A 20,470-nucleotide genomic window follows, 5' to 3' on the forward strand; every position below is an offset into this window, starting at 1 on the left:
GATTGCCCGCTAATGACTGTTAATTTTATTCTTAGTCAGGATCAGTAGGTTGTTTTTACTGTTTAAAGAGTAATCAATACTATCAGCTAAAGCCTGAATAAGAGGTAAACCCCAACCCCCTTCGGGCAATAAGTCTTCTTCTGGTAGTTCTTTTTTCTGATTACCCATCAGGCTTGGGGCGGTTTGACTATAATCAGTGATCGATATTATTGTTTTTTGAGTTTCATCGATGAGTTCAATGTCAATTTTGTGACCGTCTTCACCCTGGTAGGCATGCTCAATCACATTATTGAGTGCTTCTACCATGATGAGTTCCAAATGCCCGCCGAGTTCAGGTGAAATCTGGCACTGGGCACAGTACTCTTGTAGCAACTCAGAGGCTTCTCTAATTGCTGAAAAGTTGCTATCAATTGTAATTTGCCAGTGTGCCATGTGATTTCCGATTAAAAGTAATTTTTTGCCGTTTCGATGTCATTCGTCAAGGTGAAGATACGATCCATGCGGGTAAGCTTGAATAGTTCTAACACTGTTCCGGATGCTCCAAAAATAACCATTTTTCCTGTGGCACTAATCTTCTTAAGCACTACAACCATTGCGCCAAGGCTACTACTGTCCATAAAGCTTAGTTTACTGATGTCGATAATCAGTTGGTCATTTCCAGAGGTAATAATTGCCTCCATCGCTGATTTAAACTCAGGTGCAACTGATGCATCTAAACGTGTTTCGTCGATAACAGCTGTTGTTACGCTGCCTTCTTGTTGTAAGTTAATTTTCATTATTCTTGTTCTCTTTTTTGGGGGTAGGGTTTTCGAACTGAAAGGCGAGGAAGCTAACATCATCAGGTAACGCATTCAGTTGACTTTCTGATAGCCACTCTTTTTCTATGCTCTGCATCATTTGAGCGGTACTTTGTCCTTTTATCTGCTCAAAATGCTGCGTTAAATTATCACCATCTAATGGTTGTTGGTTGATAAGAGAATCATTTTCGTTGATACCGTCAGAGTAAACGATAAGCTTGTCACCGGGCTCCATCTGCAGTACCTCGGTTTCGTATTCCACATCAGGCACTAGTCCAACTGGAAAACCATTGACGTCAATGGGGGCAATCGTATTCTGTGCCGCTTTGTACCAATATGGCTGTGGGTGTCCTGCTTGGGTGTAGTACACCTTATTAGTATCCATATCGATTATGCCGAACATCATGGTTAGATAATGATCATGATTGTGTTGGTTTAGTAAACAATCATTTAAGTTTTTAGCAAAAAGTGCAGGGATTTCAGGTAAACGCTCTCTGGTAATAGGACCGCCATAAAAACCTCGCTTCAGCCCTAGGTATACTTGCATCGACATAGAAAGCATTGCTGCTGAAATACCATGACCAGATATGTCTAGACTATAAAAAACAAGACAGTTGGTCTGAGTCTCAAAATAGTTAAAGGTATCGCCACCAATAAAAATGGCTGGCTTGTAAAACCATTCTGTAGAAACAGACTTTGACTTTAGTGGTGGTGGTAGAGATTTAAGCTGGGTAAGAGCCGCAGATTCAAGATCTTTCTGAATATGATCATGAGCGATTTTTAGTGCCAAATTTGTTTTAGCAATATCATCTTCTAGATTAATAACGCGCTGTGCCGCAAGTAGACGGATACGCATTTCTTCTATGGCCAATGGCTTAGACGCGAAATCATCAGCCCCTGAATTGATACCTTTAAGGGTACTGTCTTTTCCTTTAAGACCTGTTAATAAAATGATGTACATATATTTAGGGAAGTCGCTTTGCCTAATCTGCTTACAAAGCTCAAAGCCGTCCATATTTGGCATATTACAATCACTGATAATTGTTGTAATATCACCTGCCTTGAGTTTGGCTAAAGCGTCCAGACCATCGATTGCTTCAGTCACCGAATGGCCGAGTCTTCTGACTATGCTACTTACTAAAAAGCGCATGTCTGCTGCATCATCAACTATTAGGATATTCATTTTTTGTTCAGCTAACTTATTGTTTTAAAAATTGTTATTCGTTTGCTTGTTTTAAATCTAGTGTGGCATAATGATCTAAAACTGTAAAACATAATCAACAAAAATTAGACAGAGTGCAGTAAAAGGGTATGATAATATTTATCTTAGGATATTCATGTTATGTACGCCTGCGATAAAGAATAATAATAAAAAAAAGCGTGGTTCTCATTATGCTCTACCGATCTATCAATGTAGCTATTCTCGTGCTGTTAGCTTGGTTCAGTTACGTCTCTATGCAGGCGACACAGCGTCAAAATCAAGCGATCAAGCTGACCCAAACTCAGTTATCCCAAAGTCACCAGGCCTTGTTAGAGAAGCAACAAGTAGTTGATGAGCGTGCGATGCTATTTCAAGAGTCTTTCGAAAGCTTTTTAGATGCTCAAAAATTGCAGGCAACAGCAGAGAAAAAGCAGCTGGCATCAGTTGCCGCTCAAAAACAAGTCACTGCACTGCATGAACTTTATGGCCAAGTATTAAAGGCTGACGTACTGCGTTCTAGCGGTAAGGCGTCTGAAGCTGCTGACCTACTTAAAAGTATTAAGAAAGCAATTTGGCAAGCAGGCGATCGCTACACTAAACACCAGAAAGAATTGCGTGCATCTATGCAAACTATTGACGCTTTAGTTAAAGCTTGGAAAGCAAAAGATGCAAGCAAGTCAGCTGCACCTATTTATAAAGCGCTGGAGAAAGTGCTTATCGAGACTAAAGGTAAGTCATAATGAATAACGATAATAAAAATCAAAAGCGTCGATTAAAGCGCTATCTCCCATTATTACTAGGTGGACTACTCGGTGTAGGTGTGATCACTTGGACAAGTTTAACGATGGATGACGTCGATGAGTCTAAGGCTGATGTTAGTGAGTTATTTGCTGCAAAGCAGGGTGCACCGGGTATGTCCGGTATTCCTAGTCAGGCAGAAGAAGAAATACATGCCTGCTTCAAGCCTATTAGTGGTTTGGCTGAGACTGATCTTGCTGCCGCTCGGATTGCTTGGAAGTATTTTGAAAATAATTATCAGCCTAAAACAGGGCTAGTTAACTCAGTTAATAACTTTACCTCAACCACCATGTGGGATACAGGTTCAGCACTGGCTGCAACGATTGCCGCTCATGATTTTGGCTTTATCGACCAAAAACAGTTTGATGACCGCATTGTTGCGATGATCAAAATGCTCAGTGAAATGAAGCTGTTTAACAATGAAGCACCTAATAAGGTATACAGCACGACTACCGGAGAGATGGTGGATTATCGAAACAAGCCTAGTGAAGACGGTATTGGTGTGTCGACGCTTGATTTGGCTCGACTCGTTTCTTGGATGAATACATTAAGTTGTAAGCATCCTAAGTACACCAATCAGTCAAATAGAGTGTTGTCTCGTTGGAAATATGATCGTCTTATCAACAATGGACAGATGTATGGTCTAGCACGTGATGCGGTCACTAAGAAAATACGCGTACTGCAGGAAGGCCGTTTAGGTTACGAGCAATACGCGGGGAAGGTATTTAAAGAAACGGGCTTTGATCAGTCTGTCGCTGCTACTTACAACAATAAATACCGTAGCGGTATGGAGATTTATGATGTCCCGATTGCTTTTGATAGTCGTGACCCAAGAGTGCTTGGCGCGTACAACTATGTCGTGACAGAGTCTTATGGTTTGGATGTTATGGAACATGGTTATAACGAAGAAAATACGTCACTGACTAAAAATATTTATGATGTACAAAAAGAGCGTTGGAAGCGTACAGGTGTCGTAAGCGCTATCTCAGAAGATAACGTTGATCGTAAACCTTACTTCGTTTACAACACGATTTTCACGGCGGGTTTGCCTTGGAATACAACGACCGACCGTGGTGTGCAGTATAACGAGCTAAAAAGTGTCTCGACTAAAGCTGCGTGGACAATGGCGATGTTGTTCCCCGACGACCCTTATAGCACTGTTTTGAAAGAACAGGTAGAAAGTGCTCATGATCCGAAGAAAGGCTGGTACTCCGGTGTTTATGAAAACGGTAAGGGTTACAACAAGGCGATGAGTGCTAATACTAATGGCATCGTGATGAGTACTTTGCTTTATAAAAAGTATGGACCTTTGTACCAGCTTTGTAATGCCTGCGGTCGTAAGCTTAAACTTGACCCAAGTATCTTCAAAAGTCAGCAGTAATACCTATGTTACTTCGTCGCTCTTGTGCTCTAAACATAACGCTTAGACAGTCACTTTTGTCACTGTCTGTGTTTGTGTGCAGCACTGTCAGTGTTACAGCGCAAGAGCCCCCACAGTTACCAATACTAGAAAAAGCGAAAGTACTTCACTGTGTTCAGTCTGAAGGTGCCGCAAAGGAAGCGTTAGGTGCTTTTTGGGAAATCCAAGACGAGACTGATAACTTCCCCGATGAGCATTTACTTAAAAACGAAACCCATTCATTACATGCTGCGACGTTAGATATTCTGCTGAATACTCTAGTCAACACGGCTCAACGTTATCCTGCTCTACGGACACAGGTAGAGCGAACTATGTTGCAGTGGAATTATTGCGATGTAATGCAAGAAGGCGTGCTGTTTGATATTAAAAGCGATGGCATTGGGGTAAGTCGAGCGTTGGCGCCTGAAAATTCACCGATTAATTGGGAAGGGTTTAAGTCTCTTGGCTTTTTTGGCGAAGTAGAAGGGCGCTTTATACCGGAATTAATTAGCTTTGATCAGCAAAGTTTACGCGTTGATTTCGAATGGTTATTTCATCGAATTTATCGTCAGCAGTGCTTTCCACATCCTGACACATCTGGCTTGTTTGACCGTTTTGAAAATAATCTAAATAAGAAAGTAATCGCTCAGTCAGAAGTGGCTGAAGCTACTGAGTACACATACTCATGGGACTCTGAGTGTATTTATCCGGTGTCTGTGCCTGAGTTGAAAGCTCAAGTGAAAGTTGAGCCGTTACTCGATATTCCGTTGTTAAAGACGCAGTTAAAAATTATTGAAATACCGCTAGTTATTCCTCAGTTGAATACGACGGTATTGCTTTCTCCTATTCCGGTTACAGTGCCGTTATTAAAAACAGAATTATTGATTATTCCAACGGAGATACTTGTACCGTTATTAAAAACGACCGTACTCATTGTTCCTGTTGAGATAGATATACCAGTATTGGAAACGTCGGTAGTGATTATTCCGATCGAGATACTCATACCAATATTACAAACAGCAGTCGAAGTGGAAGAGCAGCCTGCTGTTATTCCAAAGTTACTGACGAAGCTTGTCATCGATAAGCCAAAAGTTAAAGTAGTTGTTTATAATGGTATCGGTTTAGATGGTATACAAACTCATTCACATGGCTTAACAAGTGGCTCAGGCGGCACGGGTTTTGGTTCATCAAGGCCAGCTCCAACCCATAAGCATAGGCCGGGCGACGTACATGGCCCAGGAATACCTGTTGCGCATAAAGTGATAGCAGCTTCAAGAGTTGCTCCTGCAGTCGTTGTCAGGAGACCTCAAGCAGTACAAGCTATTCCAGTGGCAGCTCAGCCCCAAAAAATGATTATCGTTGATAAGAATCAGCCGCTACTTGAGCGCTTATTAGGTGGCTTAGCTGCCGGTAGTAATGTGTTGATTGTTGATAATATTCAACTGACTGTGAATGAATATAATGGCTCTGTTGAAACCGTTATTTCTAACTCAAATATTGGTACTCTGGAGTCAGTACTCCCAGCAAAATTACCTGTAGCAGCACCTGCGGCGGAAGCGAAACAGTTCGTTAAAAGCAACTTTGTTCCTACTATTACCTCGACACCACAAGTGACGGTGCAGCCTAAACCTGTGGTAAATGTTCAAGTTGCGGCAAAACCTCAGCCAGTGGTTAGAGTGAAGCCTCTAGTGGTTACTAAGCCTGTATCGACTAAGCAAACAGCTGCAAAGAAAATATTAAACGAGCTTTTAGCAGTGCCGATGGTTGAGAGTATGGTGTTTGTTAATGAGCCTATGTCGCGAACCATGCTTAAGCCTGTTGTGATTAAAAAACAGGTTAGAGACCTATTGGCTGTTCCTCGTTTACAAACACAAATTAAGTTAACAGCTATTCAAGCATCAAAGTCTAGAAATAGAACGAAGGCAAAAGCTAAAAGAACACCACAAAAGAAACAAAGCAGTGATGTCTCATCAAGCCTATTTATTTATAGCCCGTATGAAAATGGTGATAAACCTAAGTCCGGCGAAAAGACAGTAGAACAATTACTGCAAGAATATGCTGAGTACGAGGAAAATTTGGCCGCTAGAAAAGCGGGTAAGAGACCTAAAAAAAAACAAATAATTAATAAGCCTGTTGAATCTTATAAACCTGATTCGCAGCCTGTTATTAAAAAGATAGAAGCGCGATTAAAGGCATCTGTTAAGACTCAAGTCAGTCAAGAAGTGGACGTCGCTAGACTAAATACTCAGATCTTTGTGGGTAAACGCTCACAAGTGAGCTTACCTAAAGAACAGATGCTCTCAACGAGTCAAAACTATAAAAATAGCACTAAGCCTGCCACTTTCATTTTTTCTGAAAAGTCCGCTGATGCACGTGATATAGCACAATTTAGCGCACCTGCAGCCAATATACCTGTTGGTCTAGGAGCCGATGCACCAGCGCCTTACTTTATAGATGAAACCTTTGTAGAAGAGTTACCTAGTGACGTTGTTAAAAAAGGGAAGCGGAAGCCGATTGGCTTAGCAGGTGGTGTTTATCTTAAAAAGTCGCTCGCTAATAGTAAGTGGGCAATTGGTGGTTCTGTCAATCGTAAGTTAATCAAAGATGACTATTGGTTTGCTCGTGGCGGTTGGAACTACTCCTTAGAGAATGAAGAAGACCCATTTAGCTACTCGTGGGGGATTGGCTACAGTGACTGGCATCCAGGTACGTTTTCGGCTCAGTTGAATAACTGGGGACCGCTAAAACTGGGTGATGGCCTAGCGTTAGATAAGGCGGTAGCGAGTTTTGGGTATTCTGTGAAGTCAGAAATACTAAAAAAATATCGCCTGAGTTTATCCGGTGCTTTAAATATTCCAATCGATGGAAACAGCTCTGCAGCTGCTAACTTCCGCTGGTCTCCTAAAGAAAACTGGTACATCAGTAGTTCTCTGAGTTATCCATTAGAAGGTGATGGTGACCCTAAATGGACTTATGGCTTTGGGTATAGTGACTGGCGACCAAACAAGTTTAACTTACAGTATTCAAACTACGGGCCTAACGACTTGTTTGAACCAAACTACAAAGAAAACGGTACTTGGTCTTTTAGTTATAACTGGAAGTTCTAAATTCACGACTTATTAAGTGAAGAAGTGCCACTCTTGGTCAAGTAATAATAAAAATGAGCAATTCTTATGAGTGCATCTGACGCAGTAGCTGAAGAATCAGTGAAAACCAAGGCACGGTCTTGGTCCTATCTTGATACAGGCGCAACCCGCGATTTACGTTTAGACTTCATGCGCGGCATCGTTATCCCATTGCTTTTTGCTAGTCACTTTGAGTACTTTTCTGCGCTTATGTACATTGGTTGGGAGCGCATAGGTATTGTTTCTACCGCTGAAATATTTGTTATTTTAGCTGGTGTCGTGGTCGGTATGGTATTTGGTAAACGATTGCGTACTGATGGCCTTGGTGCAGTCATGCCAGCGTTATTAGATCGTTCGGTTAAACTCTATATGACCAACGTGGTGTTGATCCTAATTATTGCGGGTATACGATTTATACCTGAGATCGATAGCACCATTATCACGACTTACCATAGCCCTTATAGTGGGAAAACCTATCCATTATTTACCAGTATGGACTCGAGTATTTTCACACTACTTCATCAAACACTATTGTTACGTATAGGGCCGCATCAGTTCCAGATTGTGGGCATGTACGTGGTGATGTTTATCCTTGTGACACCTTTTGTATTCTTTATGATTAGTCGCAAGCGAGTAGGGGTGTTACTGGGCTTGAGTTGGGTCATTTATTTTATAAACTTTGGTGCGCCAGAGTCTAACCCCGGCAGTCCTGCTTACCGACCAACGAATGCTCAGTTTGAATACGCATTTCCTATTTACGCTTGGCAGCTTATTTATGTGCATGGTATTGCGGCAGGTTATTACAAAAAGCAGGTGATCGAGTTCTTCTCTACTAAGTTGGGTAAAGCGTTACTGTATGCGTCATTCTTACTCACGGCAGCGTTGATCGTTTTGACTTGGCACAACCCATTGGATGAGTTTGAGTCGGTGAAACTGACTTGGCTTTCAACGGACACGTTCCATTGGTTGAATAATAATTACTTCCAGAAGTATAAATTAGGGCCGGGTCGTTTGCTTAACGTGACGGTGGTGTTGATTACCATGTACGCGTTACTGACACGTTTTTGGATGCCTATTAATAAGGCGCTAGGGTGGTTCTTTATTCCGCTGGGGCAAGCGTCACTTTATGTGTTTTATGTGCATATCTTCTTCTTACTGATTTTGGCGAATACACCATTACCAGAGATGAATGATTTTTGGATTAATACGGGTATTCACGTGGGTCTATTGTTGGCGATTTGGACGATGGTGAAGACACGATTTATGTTTAAGATAATTCCGAATTAAAGAAGTAATTTGATAATAGGTTTTAAATGGAGTCTTTAAGGCTGACTTTAGGACTTACTATTCAATAAAAAAGGGCCATGGAAGTGTTAACTATCCATGGCCCTTTTTACGCTTTAAGCTAAGACTTAATGTCCGCTAATCTTTGCATGCAAAGGCTTAGTATCTGCAAATGCCTTCATCTGTTCATCGCTGGCTTTGCCTTGGTGGTTTTCTTTCCACTCTGAAAACGGCATGCCATAGATTGCTTCACGCGCTGCATCGTAGTCCATGTCTTCACCCAGTTCATTTGCTGCGCCCATATACCACTTACTCATGCAGTTACGGCAAAAGCCTGACAGATTCATTAGGTCAATGTTCTGCACGTCTTTACGCTCCTGAAGGTGTTTAACCAAGGCACGAAAAGCGGCTGCTTCTGCTTTAATTTGCGTATCGTTATCCATGTTGTTCTACTCGTTATTTATGTCGATAAGGCCAGCGATTATGCCAGATTAACCGGTGTTTCGCATACCTGCTGCGAGTGCATTGATGGTTAGCAGTAAACCGTCCAACCAAGGCGACTCTTCGTCATTGTCCTGTAGCGGACGATGTCGCTTAAGTAGCATCACTTGAATATGGTTTAACGGATCAAGGTAAGGCTCACGACGCGTTAACGACGCACTTAACTGGGTATCTGCTTCCAGTAAACTAGACTGCTCGCTCAACGCCAGAATCTCTTTAACAGTAAGCTCATACTCAGTTTTGATCATTTGATAGATCATTTCTGACTGCTCTTTATCCTTCCAAAGCTGCGAGTATTCCTTTGCAGTATCCATGCGTGCTTTGCTTAGAGACATTTGAACGTTGCTCACGAGTGCACGGAAGAAAGGCCAGTTTTTATGCATGTCTTTTAGCGCGGCTTCGCCTTCAGTAGACTCCGAGCGGAAGCTTGCCAGTGCCGAACCGATACCGTACCAAGCAGGCAGAGTATGACGTGCTTGTGACCAACCAAATACCCAAGGGATCGCACGAATCGAAGACTTAGAACGCACCACGGCTTTACGATGAGACGGGCGAGAGCCAATATTCAACAAACCCACTTCTTGAACCGGAGTGTTCTCGTAGAAGTAGTCTTGGAAACCTTCAGTATCGTCAGTAAGCACACGGTAACTAGCTTCACCTGCTTCAGCGATTTTAGCCATAGCTGATAAGTACTGTTCACCATAAGGGCCTTGTTTCTTAACCAAGCCAATACTGCTTTTCATCAAACCTGTCATACCTACGCCAAGTTCATACACCGCTGTTTCAACGTTGCTGTACTTGTTGGAAATAACTTCACCTTGTTCGGTGAATTTGATCTGACCTTTAACAGTGTCAGGCGGCTGAGACAAAATCGCTTCATGCGTAGGGCCACCACCACGGCCAACCGTACCACCACGACCGTGGAATAGTCGGCAGTTCACATCGTATTTTTCAGTCAGTGCAATCACTTGCTTCTGAGCGTTATAGAGACTCCATTGAGACGCTAAAATACCGCCATCTTTACAAGAGTCAGAGTAGCCCAGCATCACTTCCTGCATATTGCCGGATACGTCTAGCAATGCTTTATAAGTAGGGTTCGCTAGTAACTTATCTAGCACGATCGCGATGTGTTGCAGATCTTCAATGGTTTCAAATAACGGTGAAATCTGGATATCAGCAAAGTACTTACCGTCACTGTCTTTACCCGCAAGACCCGCTAAGCGCGCAAGGAACATGACTTCCATGATGTGACTAGCGCTATGTGTCATTGAGATAACGTAAGTACCAAAAATGCTATCGCCAGTCTCTTTACGCATCTCAATCATTGTGTCGAATACTTTCAACACTTCAATCGTTTGGTCAGTCAGCGAAGCAGGGTTGGCGCGTGGTAGTGCGGTATTTTCAATAAGCTCACTTAGGACGGCAATGCGTTGATCTTCGTCCATATCCGCATAACCAAGGTTAGGTCTGAATTGCTCCAGCACCTCAGTCACTGCTTGTGTATGTTCGGTAGATTCTTGACGAATATCCAAGTCAAACAGGCTAAAGCCACAGGTCTCAGCAATACGAATCAAGTCCTTCAGTTCACTATCCGCAGTCGCTTGGTCGCCATGGCTATAGAGCGAATCACGAATGATATAGAGATCTTTCATGTAAGCGTCGATGCCGTTGTAAGCATGGGGGAAGCTTGTGATTGCTTCGCCATTTAGACGCGCATTGACTTGAAGTAGATTTTGTTTAAGACGGTAAGCCATCATCTGTAACTTACGGCGGTATGGTTCGTGGCGTAGTTGCAGTGGTTTCTCTTTGAAAACATCAACTAGCAGGTCATCTTCATCCGATTTAATGGATGCGTTAAAATCATCGCTAGGTGCAACGAATGCTAGGTCATGCGACAGAATGTTTCGTAATGAGCGAGTACGCGATATGTATTCGTTCAATACGCATTGCATGTGTAAACGTATGGCATTTCGAGTCACGTCAGCGGTTACGAATGGATTGCCGTCACGGTCACCACCGATCCATGAACCAAATTTGATAACACGCGGTATAGTGATTTCACCCTCACCATAAACCTTGTTAACTGAGCGCTCAAAGTAACGGTACATTTGAGGAATAGCTTCGAAAATACTGTTGTTAAAGTAGAACAAACCGAAGCGGATTTCGTCTTCAACGGTTGGTTTGTCAACGCGTACATCATTGGTACGCCAAAGCAGTTGGATTTTTGCTTTTAGATGACGCATAAGATCGGTCCGTTCTTCTTCGATCAAGTGGTCATTATGAAGTTGGTTTAACGTCAAGAAAATACTACGCTGTATAACCATGACTGTGCGACGACGCGCTTCCGTCGGGTGAGCGGTGAACACAGGTAAGTACTGCATTTCATTAATGACTTTTTGTAGCTCATCCGCGCTTAAGCCTTGGTTTTTCATGTCGTTAACAGAGCCTAGGAAAGAGCCTTTCCATAGCGTATCTGAGTTAGTACGAAAAATCTTACGACGGTTTCTGTGAAGTAAATTCTCTTCTACAATATTCGAAAGCATGTAGAAAATATTGAATGAACGAATAACTTCTTCAACACGATCAATATCAAGTGACTCGATATACCTCATTAATTCAGCACGGTCGACATCATTGTTATTAGCGCTTAATTTTATGTAGCCTTTGCGCAGGTGCTCTACATCGTTATAAAGTGCTTCGCCGCCTAGTTCACAAAGTACTTCGCCTAAAAGGTCACCGACCATTCGTACTTGTTCTTGCAGGGTAGCTGTTTGCATTTCGTTACTCATAAAAAGCCTCAGTTGAATCGTAGTTGTCTTTTTTTGTCTTATTTATCTATATTTTACGTACTCTATTATGTTTTTAGATCCATGTGAATATACCAATAGTTGTGGCCGTGCGAATAAATACTAAACCGTGATACAGTCCGCCCCATGAGCAAAATAATCTTAACTACCCTAAACGCACGCTACCTGCACTCCGCTTTTGGCCTGCGTTATTTGTACGCGAACCTCGGCAATTTACAAGTGCAAGCGAGCGTGCAAGAGTTCACTATTCACGAAACTCCTATCAATATTGCAGAGACTTTATTAGCTGAAAAACCGTCCATTATCGGTATCAGTGTCTATATCTGGAATATCATTGAGGTGACGGAGTTGGTTGGCTTATTAAAGCAAATCTCTCCTGAAGTGGTGATTGTGTTGGGTGGGCCAGAAGTGAGTCATCCGCCAGATTTGCCAGCCGTGTGTGAACTGGTTGATTATGTGGTGACGGGCGCTGGTGAAGTGAGTTTTGTAACACTGTGTCAGCAGTTATTGAGCGGTCAAAAGCCGCTGAATAAAATAGTGACAGGTGTCACTATGCCATTGGATCAACTCAAGTTGCCTTATGAGTATTACAGTGAAGAAGACATCGCAAACAGAATTACTTACGTTGAAGCATCAAGAGGGTGTCCGTTTAAGTGTGAGTTCTGTCTATCCGCATTGGATAAGACTGCGAAGCCATTTGAGCTAGGTGCGTTTCTTGAAGAGATGGATTTGTTGTATAAGCGGGGCGCACGTAACTTTAAGTTTATCGACCGCACGTTTAATCTCAAAGTTAAAACCTCCGTTGCAATCCTAGAGTTCTTTTTAGAGCGAATGGATGAAGACTTATACCTTCATTTCGAAGTTATCCCCGATAATTTACCTGACGCGTTAAAGGTCATGTTAGAACGCTTTCCACCTAACCGATTACAGTTCGAAATTGGTGTGCAGACGTTTGACCCTGTCATTCAAACATTGATTAGCCGTCGTCAGGATAATGAAAAGACAAAAGAGAACTTGCGTTGGTTACGTGAAAATACTGGGGCACATTTACATACAGACCTTATTTTTGGTTTACCGGGTGATAGCTTAGAAAACTTCGCGCTGAGTTTTGATCAGTTAGCTGCATTGAAACCGCAAGAGATTCAATTGGGTATTTTGAAGCGTTTACGTGGTGCTCCGCTAAACCGTCATATTGATGAGTATCAGTTACGTTATAACCCAAGTCCGCCGTATAACATTTTAAGTACACGAGATATTGATTTCCAAACCATGCAGCGGGTCAACCGTTTAGCACGTTATTGGGACATGATTGCTAACTCAGGTCGTTTCACAACAACGTTACCGCTTATTTTAGGTGATCAACCTTTTTGGCGCTTTATGAAGTTGTCAGACACGTTGTTTAAGGAAGCGGGTAGTACATGGAAAATCGCGCTAAAGCGTTTATTTGGTTTGGTCTATCAGGTGATGTTGAATGAGTTGGATGTACTAGAAAGTGATGCGCAGCAAGTATTGCAGTTGGACTTCCAACGCGCTGGCTTTAAAGGGAGTATGGTTTTCTCTCAAGCAGAGAAAGTTGAGAAGGGTATTAAGAAGGGTACGCCTAACAAACGTCAGAACACGCACCAACAAACAGCTGATTAGAGCCTTTAGCCATTGATGACTAAAGGCTCTGTTTAAGCGTTACTGTCCGTTTGCTTCATTCAAAAGGATTTGAATTTGTTCAGAGTAACGGTTAGCTAAGGTATCATAAGTTACACCACTGTCTGTTGTACCCGCTGGTGCAGGTGTAGAGTCAAAGACAATCGCTTTAGCACCAATACTTTGTACTTTTGCAATTAGGTTCTGCATACGTAGTTTGTAGTCTTCCTGACTAACGTCTTTGAAGTAGTCATTTGTACTGCTATTAATCCAAACAAAGTCTGCTTCACTCGCAGCAACATTACTATCAAACCTACTTAATAAGTCACACAGTGTATCTCCACCGACAGATTCATTGATGATTGTTGCGTTAGGAAGGTTTTCCATGACGTAAGAATCAAAGCCGTTATTCGAGAACCAGCTATCACCTAACAACACGTGAGTACCTTCACTCGCGTTAGTGTCGCCTGACACAAATGTGTTAGCGAAATCAGCGATTGCGTGAGCACCAACAGCGTTAGGATGATCTGGATCTTCGTAGAAGTTCCACAGCGTTTCACCGGCATTCAAACCAGAAACGATTGCTGAAGATTCCGTTATAGTGATTTGTGTATCAGTTAGGCTTTCGACTTGAGCAACACGATAAACAGCATTACTTGCTAAGTATGTGATTAACTGGCCAGTCACTAGTCCAGAAGTAGAGGTAACATTAATTGATGTTGCTCCAGCACTTGCAGCGCTATTAACCGTGTAAGTCTCTAAACCTTCTGTTTCAGCTTGACCATCAACATCAGATACAAAGCCTTGGCCTTTTAACAAACCATAATGCATTTCTACACGCGTAAACGTAGCGATAGTTTCAGCTGTTGCTGTACAACTCACTGTGCCTTCAGTTTCTGTTGGAGGCGTTACAACGACAACTGGCTCTTCTTCGGCCTCAGTTTCTGTAACAGGTTCTTGCTCGGTTTCAGTCTCAGTTTCTGTAACAGGCTCTTGTTCTGTTTCTGTCACCGGCTCTTGTGGAGTCTCGGTTTCAGTAACTGGCTCGGTCACCGTAGTATTTGATTCACTAATCAAATCAGCTACTTTACTAGAGTAGCGATAAGATAAAGTTTGGTTTGTTACCACGCCATCAGCTGATGCGTTGGCAGACCCTGCAACAGCATCAAAGACAATCGCTGTTGCGCCTGCGCTTTGTACCTTAGCAATAAGGTCTTGTAAGCGTAGCTTATATTCTTCCTGAGATACGCCAACAGTGTAGTCACTAACACTACTATTGATCCAAACGTACTGAGCGCCTTTAGCACTAACGTCAGTATCGAAGCCCGCTAATAAGTCGCAGAGACCGTCAGCATCACTTGCGTTATTGATAATGTTAGCACTTGGGTATCGCTTCTCAAGACGCTCAGTAAAGGCCTCGTCATTGATCCAGCCATCACCAATAATTACGTGAGTTGTACCTGCATTAACAATGGCAGCACTTTCTCTATATGAAAGATCTGCAAGAGCCTTTTGACCATAATGGTTTGGTGTATATTCATGGTCGTAAAAATTCCAAGCATTATTTCCAGCAGCAACCTTAGACACTAGAGCAGTACTTTCTGTCAGTGTGATAGTTGTCGCTGTTAGGCTTTCTATCTTGGCGACGTTGTAGTCAAAGTTCTCACCCAAATAGGTAATCAACTGACCGACAACTAATGCAGTTGTAGAGTCGACATCAATCGTTCTAGCCCATTGTTCTGCGTCAGCAGTAACGGTTAGTGGCAACGTACCGCCAGACTCACTAGAGACAAACGAAGTATCGCGTAAAAAACCATAGTGCATTGGTATGCGCTGGAAGCTATTTATAGCGTTGCCTGTGGCGTCACACTTTGACGTTGTAGTTGCTGTCGGTGTATTTGTGACTACCGTATTAGTTGTTTGGCCTGAGTTACTACTACTGCTGTTACACCCGTGAAGTGCTAGTAGGCTAAGTGAAACAAGGCTCATCTTGAGCAATCTGTTCATTCCGTGAATCCTCTTAAGGAATTTTTAATTAATTCATACATGGAAAGCAGGTTACTTGTTATTATTGCGACCTTCGTCACTTAGAGGGAGGAAGGGTTGCTCTGCTGAGATAGGAGGGAGAGAGCTAGGGTCTCTGTTTGGCTGGATGTATGTGAAAACTCTTTCATATAACGTCGATTTTCAAAAGGAAAAAGTTGAAATCAAATATTTAATGTTTTTAAATTAAACTTAACGTTAGATTAATCGTATACTTTTAGTCAGTCGTACTTTTGTCAAATCTATTGTGGAGCATTCCGTTGAAATTATTTGTCTCTTGGCTAGGGACTGCACTAATGTGTGCTAGTTTATCTGCTTTTTCAAGTGAGTCTATAGACCCCAAAGGGGAGTTTTTTGTACAGCGAACGAGAGGGGATACGCTGCACTGTGGGCCTCTTGCCGCAATCATGGCGCGTAACTTTGCTGATACTAACTACAAACCACAGAATACATTCAAAGAAATAAAGAGTGCTAGAGGTCTAGTTAATGATTTTTTAGGGCTTGATAGAAATAAAGATTTTGGGCGTTGGTGGGAGTTTGCAGACATAGAAACATACCTAAATTTTATGGGTGTGAGATATAAGTCTACAAAGCTAACCAAAGGCCGAAATACAGAAAGTCAGATCAAAAAGCTGTTAGACCAACAGCAAATGGTCCTTGTGAACGTCAATATGAATCACATTCCTCGCGGGAAAAATGCCAATAAACCATACTCGACGTTTTATATACCAGGCGGTTGGGGACATTTTTTAGCGGTAGTGGGTTATGAATATAAAGATGAAAAATTATATTTTGAAATGCATGACTCGTTTAGTCCAAATGGAAGAAACCGTTTGTATGAAGCAAAATATATTATTGGGTCAATGAAGAAATTTGAGCCAGAATTTTTACAGATCGAGCGAGGTGTGTAAGCGCTGATCAATAAAAGCCTCGTCACTAAAGAGTAACGAGGCTATATAAAACTTAGTCTTGGCGAGCAGTCACTTCTAGCAAGTGGTAGCCAAATTGAGTTTTAACTGGGCCTTGAACAGTGCCAACATCAGCGCTGAATACAACCTTGTCAAACTCAGGAACCATTTGGCCTGGGCCGAAGTTGCCTAAATCACCGCCGTTAGCGCTTGATGGGCAGCTTGAGTGTTCCTTAGCCGCAGCAGCGAAATCTTTGCCGCCTTCGATTTCTTTTTTAAGGTTAAGACAAGCTTCTTCAGAAGCTACTAGAATGTGACGTGCGTTAGCATTAGCCATTATGTGGTCCTTTAATTTTTGGGAGTATGAAAAGTATAACAAATAACTGCTTTTGAATATTGTGACAAGTTCTCAACTTTCAAGCTTGCCAATGAAAATTCATACGTTATAGTGATCATCTTTCAACATTCCCCAAGAAAAAAAGGAACGATCATGGCTTCAATTACACTACAAGGTAACGCGATTAATACAGTCGGCGAGCTACCAGCTATCGGTACAACTGCACCAGATTTTACACTAACAACGGGTGAATTGGCTGATGTTAGCTTGGCTGAGTATGCAGGTAAGAAAAAATTACTAAATATCGTACCAAGTATTGATACAGGCATTTGTGCTTTATCAACAAAAGCATTTAACGATGCTGCTGCAAAACACGAAGATACTGTGTTTTTAACAATCTCTGCTGACCTACCGTTTGCACAAGGTCGTTTTTGTGGCGCTGAAGGCCTAGAAGCGGTTAAGACATTATCAATGATGCGTAACCGCCAGTTTTCAGAAGACTACGGTGTAACAATCGTTGATGGCCCTCTAGCAAGCCTAACTGCTCGTGCAGTTGTTGTGCTAAGCGCAGATAACGAAGTACTTTACACTGAGCTTGTACCTGAAATTGCTCAAGAGCCAGACTACGAAAAAGCACTTGCTTCACTGTAAGTCAGACTAAATAGCAGCAAGTTACTACGGCTCAAAAAGGGTTTAGGATATGATTCTTCTTCACCGAACGATTGAATTTCTTATTTACCCGCCGGGTAACTTGCTGCTTTTTTTATTAATCGGATTACTTTTTTTCCGACGTTCAACACTCAAACCCTATCTGTGGTTTGTTGCGATCGCACAGCTACTTCTATTTAGTACCCCGTTTGTATCTAACGGACTGATGAATTCTTTAGAGTCTCAATATCCTCCGCAAGCACAGCTCTGGGAACAACAGCAAGCTGAAGCAATTGTAGTGCTGGGTGGTGGGCGAAATGACCGTGCAGTAGAGTACGGTGGCATTACCGTAAGTAACGCAGAGATGGAGCGACTACGTTATGCCGCTTTACTGCATCGTAAAACAGGCGTACCCATCTTATTAACGGGTGGTGACCCAATTAATAGCGGCATTAGCGAAGCTCAGCTTATGGCGCAAGTGCTTAAAGACGAATTCAATATCACAGCACGTTGGGTCGAAGGCAATAGCCATACCACGTGGGAGAACGCAGAGCTGAGTGATGTCATGCTGAGTGCTGACGGTATTAAAACCGCTTGGTTAGTGACTCACGCGTGGCACATGCGACGGAGCATGCAGGTATTTACAAACCGTACAGTGACTTACATGCCAGCATCACACTCTTATGGTGTATCGGCTTGGGATAAAAAATGGATGCTATGGATGCCTCAGGCAAGTGCACTGGCCCGAAGTGGTGTGGCACTCCATGAATGGCTAGGATTTGTCTGGTATAGCGTCCTTAAATAACCACACTTTTCTATTCCGTGGGCGCTTGCGGGCTCAATAGATTCTCGTTATCACTATTTTCAGACTCTTCTTGAATCTGATCCATCGCAGTGTCATCGGGTGTTAAGTCTGCTTCCTGCTCGACTCTATGCTTAGCGATTTCTTCTTTCACCGGCTTGCTTGGCTCGCTCACGGTTGTCACCGCATCCGCAGACAAGACCGGGTTATCAGTCACACGTATTTGGTAAATAGGCTCAGGCATAACAATACCCGCGTCATCAAATGCTTGTTTAGTCTGCTTAATTGCTTCGCTGTTTACCTTAGAAAAACTGAACTGCTCTTGGTTAACCCAGCCATAGACTCTAACAATCACGCTAAAGTCACCCAAAGAGTCTACTAACGCCATTGGCTTTGGGTCATCTAACACACCTTCCATGTTATGCAGTGTATCAACCGCGAGTTGCTGCGCTTCGCTAAGGTCTTGGGCGACATCAATACCTAGATCAAAGTGGAAACGTCTTTCTGGATTACGGGTGTAGTTGATGATAATAGCTTTAAACACTTCAGCATTTGGAATACGGACATGGTTACCGTCAGGGGCAATAAGGATAGTGGCACGTGTTGTCAGACGAGCGACACTTCCTAACTTGCCGCTGATCTCGACAAAGTCATGAACCTGAAACGGGTTTCTTAAGCTTAGTAAAATACTCGCAATATAGTTTTCGACGGTATCTCGTACCGCAAAACCAATCGCCAAACCAAAGATACCTGCCGCACCCATGATCGTTCCTAGCAAGCCTGTTGCATCAAGTAACGACAAGGCTAGCACTAATCCGATTATGATTAATATTAAGTGTGTAATTTGTCCAAGCAGGTTGGCTATAAAGTGGTTGGGCGTAATGCGACGAAACACTCCCTGCCTATTTGACAGCCAGCCGCCTAATATCCAAAACACGATGAAAACCACTAATGCGATTAATATAACGGGGAGGGCGTTCGCAATGTCCTTACTCAGGGTAGCGACTTTGTTCCAAGTAGTTTCCAGTCGTTTTTCAACGCTACGAGTAATTACCAACTCGTTTTCAACTTCCACAACCCCTTCAATTTGTTTTGCCAGTGTGACTGCTTTTAACTCTTCTGCAGCGGTTGTTACTTCACCTCTAATAGTCACTACACTCTTATTTACTGACACGCTGAGAGCGTTTAAGTTATCTAATTCTGTGTAGATTTCTTGCAAGCGTACACGGATTTTTCTATCACTTTGAGAGCTACTGTCAGTGGTGATAACTTTATTGTCTGCGGGTGTTGTGTCAGCTGTCGAAGCGCCTCCAAGAAGGTCAGTAATAGTGTCAGCTTGCACGCTCGTGATGCTGGCAAAACTCAGAAATATAGCAAGACTGAGTTGGAAAAATATCGCTAGAAAAAGCAAAGAAAGAGGCTTGGTCATTTTGAATGGTCTTAGGCGTAAGGTTTAGAGCAAAGAAAGCGTTGTATAACACTCTCATTATTAAATGATAAAAATAACTGTAGTAAAAGTAGGGCCATAATTTCATTAATATACTGTAATTGATAATTTTTTTTCAGCTGTTAGGGTGATAGATAACTAGGAAATACGGACTATTGACGATTTTTTGAAACATCTTAACGAAGAATATTTTTCTAACTAAAGGAGTTTTACATGGGTATCGAAGTAAGCGGAATACTAGGTCTACTAATACTAATTCTAGACATTTATGCAGTTATAAAAGTTGTGAACAGTGGAGCAAGTACCGGCGGAAAAGTACTCTGGACACTCCTTATCGTTATGTTACCGGTAATAGGGTTGCTCCTATGGTTTTTTGCAGGCCCCAAGGGTTAGTGAGACTTAAATTTTATGCTGAATAATTAATTTTTAATCAGTCGATTTTTACTAAAATTTTAAAAGGAACTAATATGGACACGCAAGATAAACACGTAGAAAAAATGCAGGCTAAACTTGATCAAGTAGATGCCAAAATAGACTTATGGCAAGCCAAAGCAAAGGAAGCCTCTGCTGACTCACAGATTGAGTATGAGAAGAAAGTCGAAGAGCTCAAGAGTGAGCGCAACGAAGCTGCCGAATGGCTTGATAAAGTCGCCGATGCATCGGATGACGCATGGGACTCTATTAAGGATGGCTTTGAAGACGCCTATGAGAAAATAAAGAAAGCGCTTTCATAAC

The 20,470-nt window shown here is 42.4% G+C and carries 18 protein-coding genes; 10 read left to right on the forward strand and 8 right to left on the reverse strand.

Going from position 1 to position 20,470, the window contains the following annotated elements:
- Positions 1-9: 9 nt before the first annotated feature.
- The 3 genes from DKT75_RS04380 to DKT75_RS04390 are packed head-to-tail and all read right to left on the reverse strand — an operon-like array spanning position 10 to position 1,980.
- On the reverse strand, positions 10-432 hold the full coding sequence (locus DKT75_RS04380) for an ATP-binding protein (protein WP_109822211.1): 423 nt from the start codon (positions 430-432) through the stop codon (positions 10-12).
- Between the two features lie 11 nt (positions 433-443).
- On the reverse strand, positions 444-776 hold the full coding sequence (locus tag DKT75_RS04385; RefSeq protein ID WP_109822212.1) for an STAS domain-containing protein: 333 nt from the start codon (positions 774-776) through the stop codon (positions 444-446).
- Positions 766-1,980, reverse strand: coding sequence for a PP2C family protein-serine/threonine phosphatase (locus DKT75_RS04390; RefSeq protein WP_109822213.1), 1,215 nt, complete (start codon positions 1,978-1,980; stop codon positions 766-768). Before DKT75_RS04390 ends, DKT75_RS04385 begins: the two co-directional genes overlap by 11 nt.
- A 209-nt stretch (positions 1,981-2,189) precedes the next feature.
- Here DKT75_RS04390 and DKT75_RS04395 point away from each other — a divergent pair, with 209 nt between their 5' ends.
- From DKT75_RS04395 to opgC, 4 genes are all read left to right on the forward strand, one after another.
- Positions 2,190-2,738, forward strand: a complete 549-nt coding sequence (locus tag DKT75_RS04395; protein WP_109822214.1) for a hypothetical protein — start codon at positions 2,190-2,192, stop codon at positions 2,736-2,738.
- Positions 2,738-4,177 (forward strand): DUF3131 domain-containing protein, encoded by a 1,440-nt coding sequence (locus tag DKT75_RS04400; RefSeq protein WP_109822215.1) that lies wholly within the window; start codon positions 2,738-2,740, stop codon positions 4,175-4,177. Before DKT75_RS04395 ends, DKT75_RS04400 begins: the two co-directional genes overlap by 1 nt.
- A 5-nt stretch (positions 4,178-4,182) precedes the next feature.
- The gene (locus DKT75_RS04405; RefSeq protein ID WP_109822216.1) at positions 4,183-7,302 is read left to right on the forward strand and encodes a hypothetical protein; all 3,120 of its coding nucleotides are present in this window, start codon (positions 4,183-4,185) and stop codon (positions 7,300-7,302) included.
- Between the two features lie 66 nt (positions 7,303-7,368).
- Positions 7,369-8,607, forward strand: coding sequence for an OpgC domain-containing protein (gene opgC / locus DKT75_RS04410; RefSeq protein WP_109822217.1), 1,239 nt, complete (start codon positions 7,369-7,371; stop codon positions 8,605-8,607).
- Positions 8,608-8,732: 125 nt separating this feature from the next.
- Here opgC and DKT75_RS04415 read toward each other — a convergent pair whose 3' ends face one another.
- Positions 8,733-9,047 carry a DUF1244 domain-containing protein gene (locus DKT75_RS04415; RefSeq protein WP_109822218.1) on the reverse strand — a complete coding sequence of 105 codons (315 nt, stop codon included), beginning with the start codon at positions 9,045-9,047 and terminating at the stop codon, positions 8,733-8,735.
- Positions 9,048-9,095: 48 nt separating this feature from the next.
- Entirely contained in the window at positions 9,096-11,894 is a 2,799-nt protein-coding gene (gene ppc / locus DKT75_RS04420) for a phosphoenolpyruvate carboxylase (RefSeq protein WP_109822219.1), read from the reverse strand.
- Positions 11,895-12,038: 144 nt separating this feature from the next.
- On the opposite strand from ppc, the gene DKT75_RS04425 reads away from it, so the two are divergent.
- Positions 12,039-13,553: a B12-binding domain-containing radical SAM protein gene (locus DKT75_RS04425; protein ID WP_109822220.1), complete on the forward strand. Its 1,515-nt coding sequence runs from the start codon at positions 12,039-12,041 to the stop codon at positions 13,551-13,553.
- A gap of 39 nt (positions 13,554-13,592) precedes the next feature.
- On the opposite strand, the gene DKT75_RS04430 is transcribed toward DKT75_RS04425, so the two are convergent.
- Positions 13,593-15,557 (reverse strand): SGNH/GDSL hydrolase family protein, encoded by a 1,965-nt coding sequence (locus DKT75_RS04430; protein WP_146201317.1) that lies wholly within the window; start codon positions 15,555-15,557, stop codon positions 13,593-13,595.
- Positions 15,558-15,853: 296 nt separating this feature from the next.
- Here DKT75_RS04430 and DKT75_RS04435 point away from each other — a divergent pair, with 296 nt between their 5' ends.
- On the forward strand, positions 15,854-16,504 hold the full coding sequence (locus DKT75_RS04435) for a C39 family peptidase (RefSeq protein ID WP_146201318.1): 651 nt from the start codon (positions 15,854-15,856) through the stop codon (positions 16,502-16,504).
- Between the two features lie 52 nt (positions 16,505-16,556).
- On the opposite strand, the gene DKT75_RS04440 is transcribed toward DKT75_RS04435, so the two are convergent.
- Entirely contained in the window at positions 16,557-16,838 is a 282-nt protein-coding gene (locus tag DKT75_RS04440; RefSeq protein WP_109822223.1) for a peptidylprolyl isomerase, read from the reverse strand.
- A gap of 153 nt (positions 16,839-16,991) precedes the next feature.
- Here DKT75_RS04440 and tpx point away from each other — a divergent pair, with 153 nt between their 5' ends.
- Entirely contained in the window at positions 16,992-17,489 is a 498-nt protein-coding gene (gene tpx / locus DKT75_RS04445; protein WP_109822224.1) for a thiol peroxidase, read from the forward strand.
- A gap of 49 nt (positions 17,490-17,538) precedes the next feature.
- On the forward strand, positions 17,539-18,291 hold the full coding sequence (locus tag DKT75_RS04450; protein WP_109822225.1) for a YdcF family protein: 753 nt from the start codon (positions 17,539-17,541) through the stop codon (positions 18,289-18,291).
- Between the two features lie 10 nt (positions 18,292-18,301).
- Here DKT75_RS04450 and DKT75_RS04455 read toward each other — a convergent pair whose 3' ends face one another.
- Entirely contained in the window at positions 18,302-19,717 is a 1,416-nt protein-coding gene (locus DKT75_RS04455; protein WP_109822226.1) for a mechanosensitive ion channel domain-containing protein, read from the reverse strand.
- A gap of 231 nt (positions 19,718-19,948) precedes the next feature.
- Between DKT75_RS04455 and DKT75_RS04460 the strand changes: the two genes are divergently transcribed.
- Both DKT75_RS04460 and DKT75_RS04465 read left to right on the forward strand, forming a co-directional pair.
- Positions 19,949-20,128, forward strand: a complete 180-nt coding sequence (locus DKT75_RS04460) for a PLD nuclease N-terminal domain-containing protein (protein WP_109822227.1) — start codon at positions 19,949-19,951, stop codon at positions 20,126-20,128.
- A 74-nt stretch (positions 20,129-20,202) separates the two neighbouring features.
- On the forward strand, positions 20,203-20,469 hold the full coding sequence (locus DKT75_RS04465; protein ID WP_109822228.1) for a sll1863 family stress response protein: 267 nt from the start codon (positions 20,203-20,205) through the stop codon (positions 20,467-20,469).
- The last annotated feature ends 1 nt before the right edge of the window (position 20,470 follow it).

The sequence above is a fragment of the Leucothrix arctica genome, assembly GCF_003172895.1.
GTDB lineage: Bacteria > Pseudomonadota > Gammaproteobacteria > Thiotrichales > Thiotrichaceae > Leucothrix > Leucothrix arctica.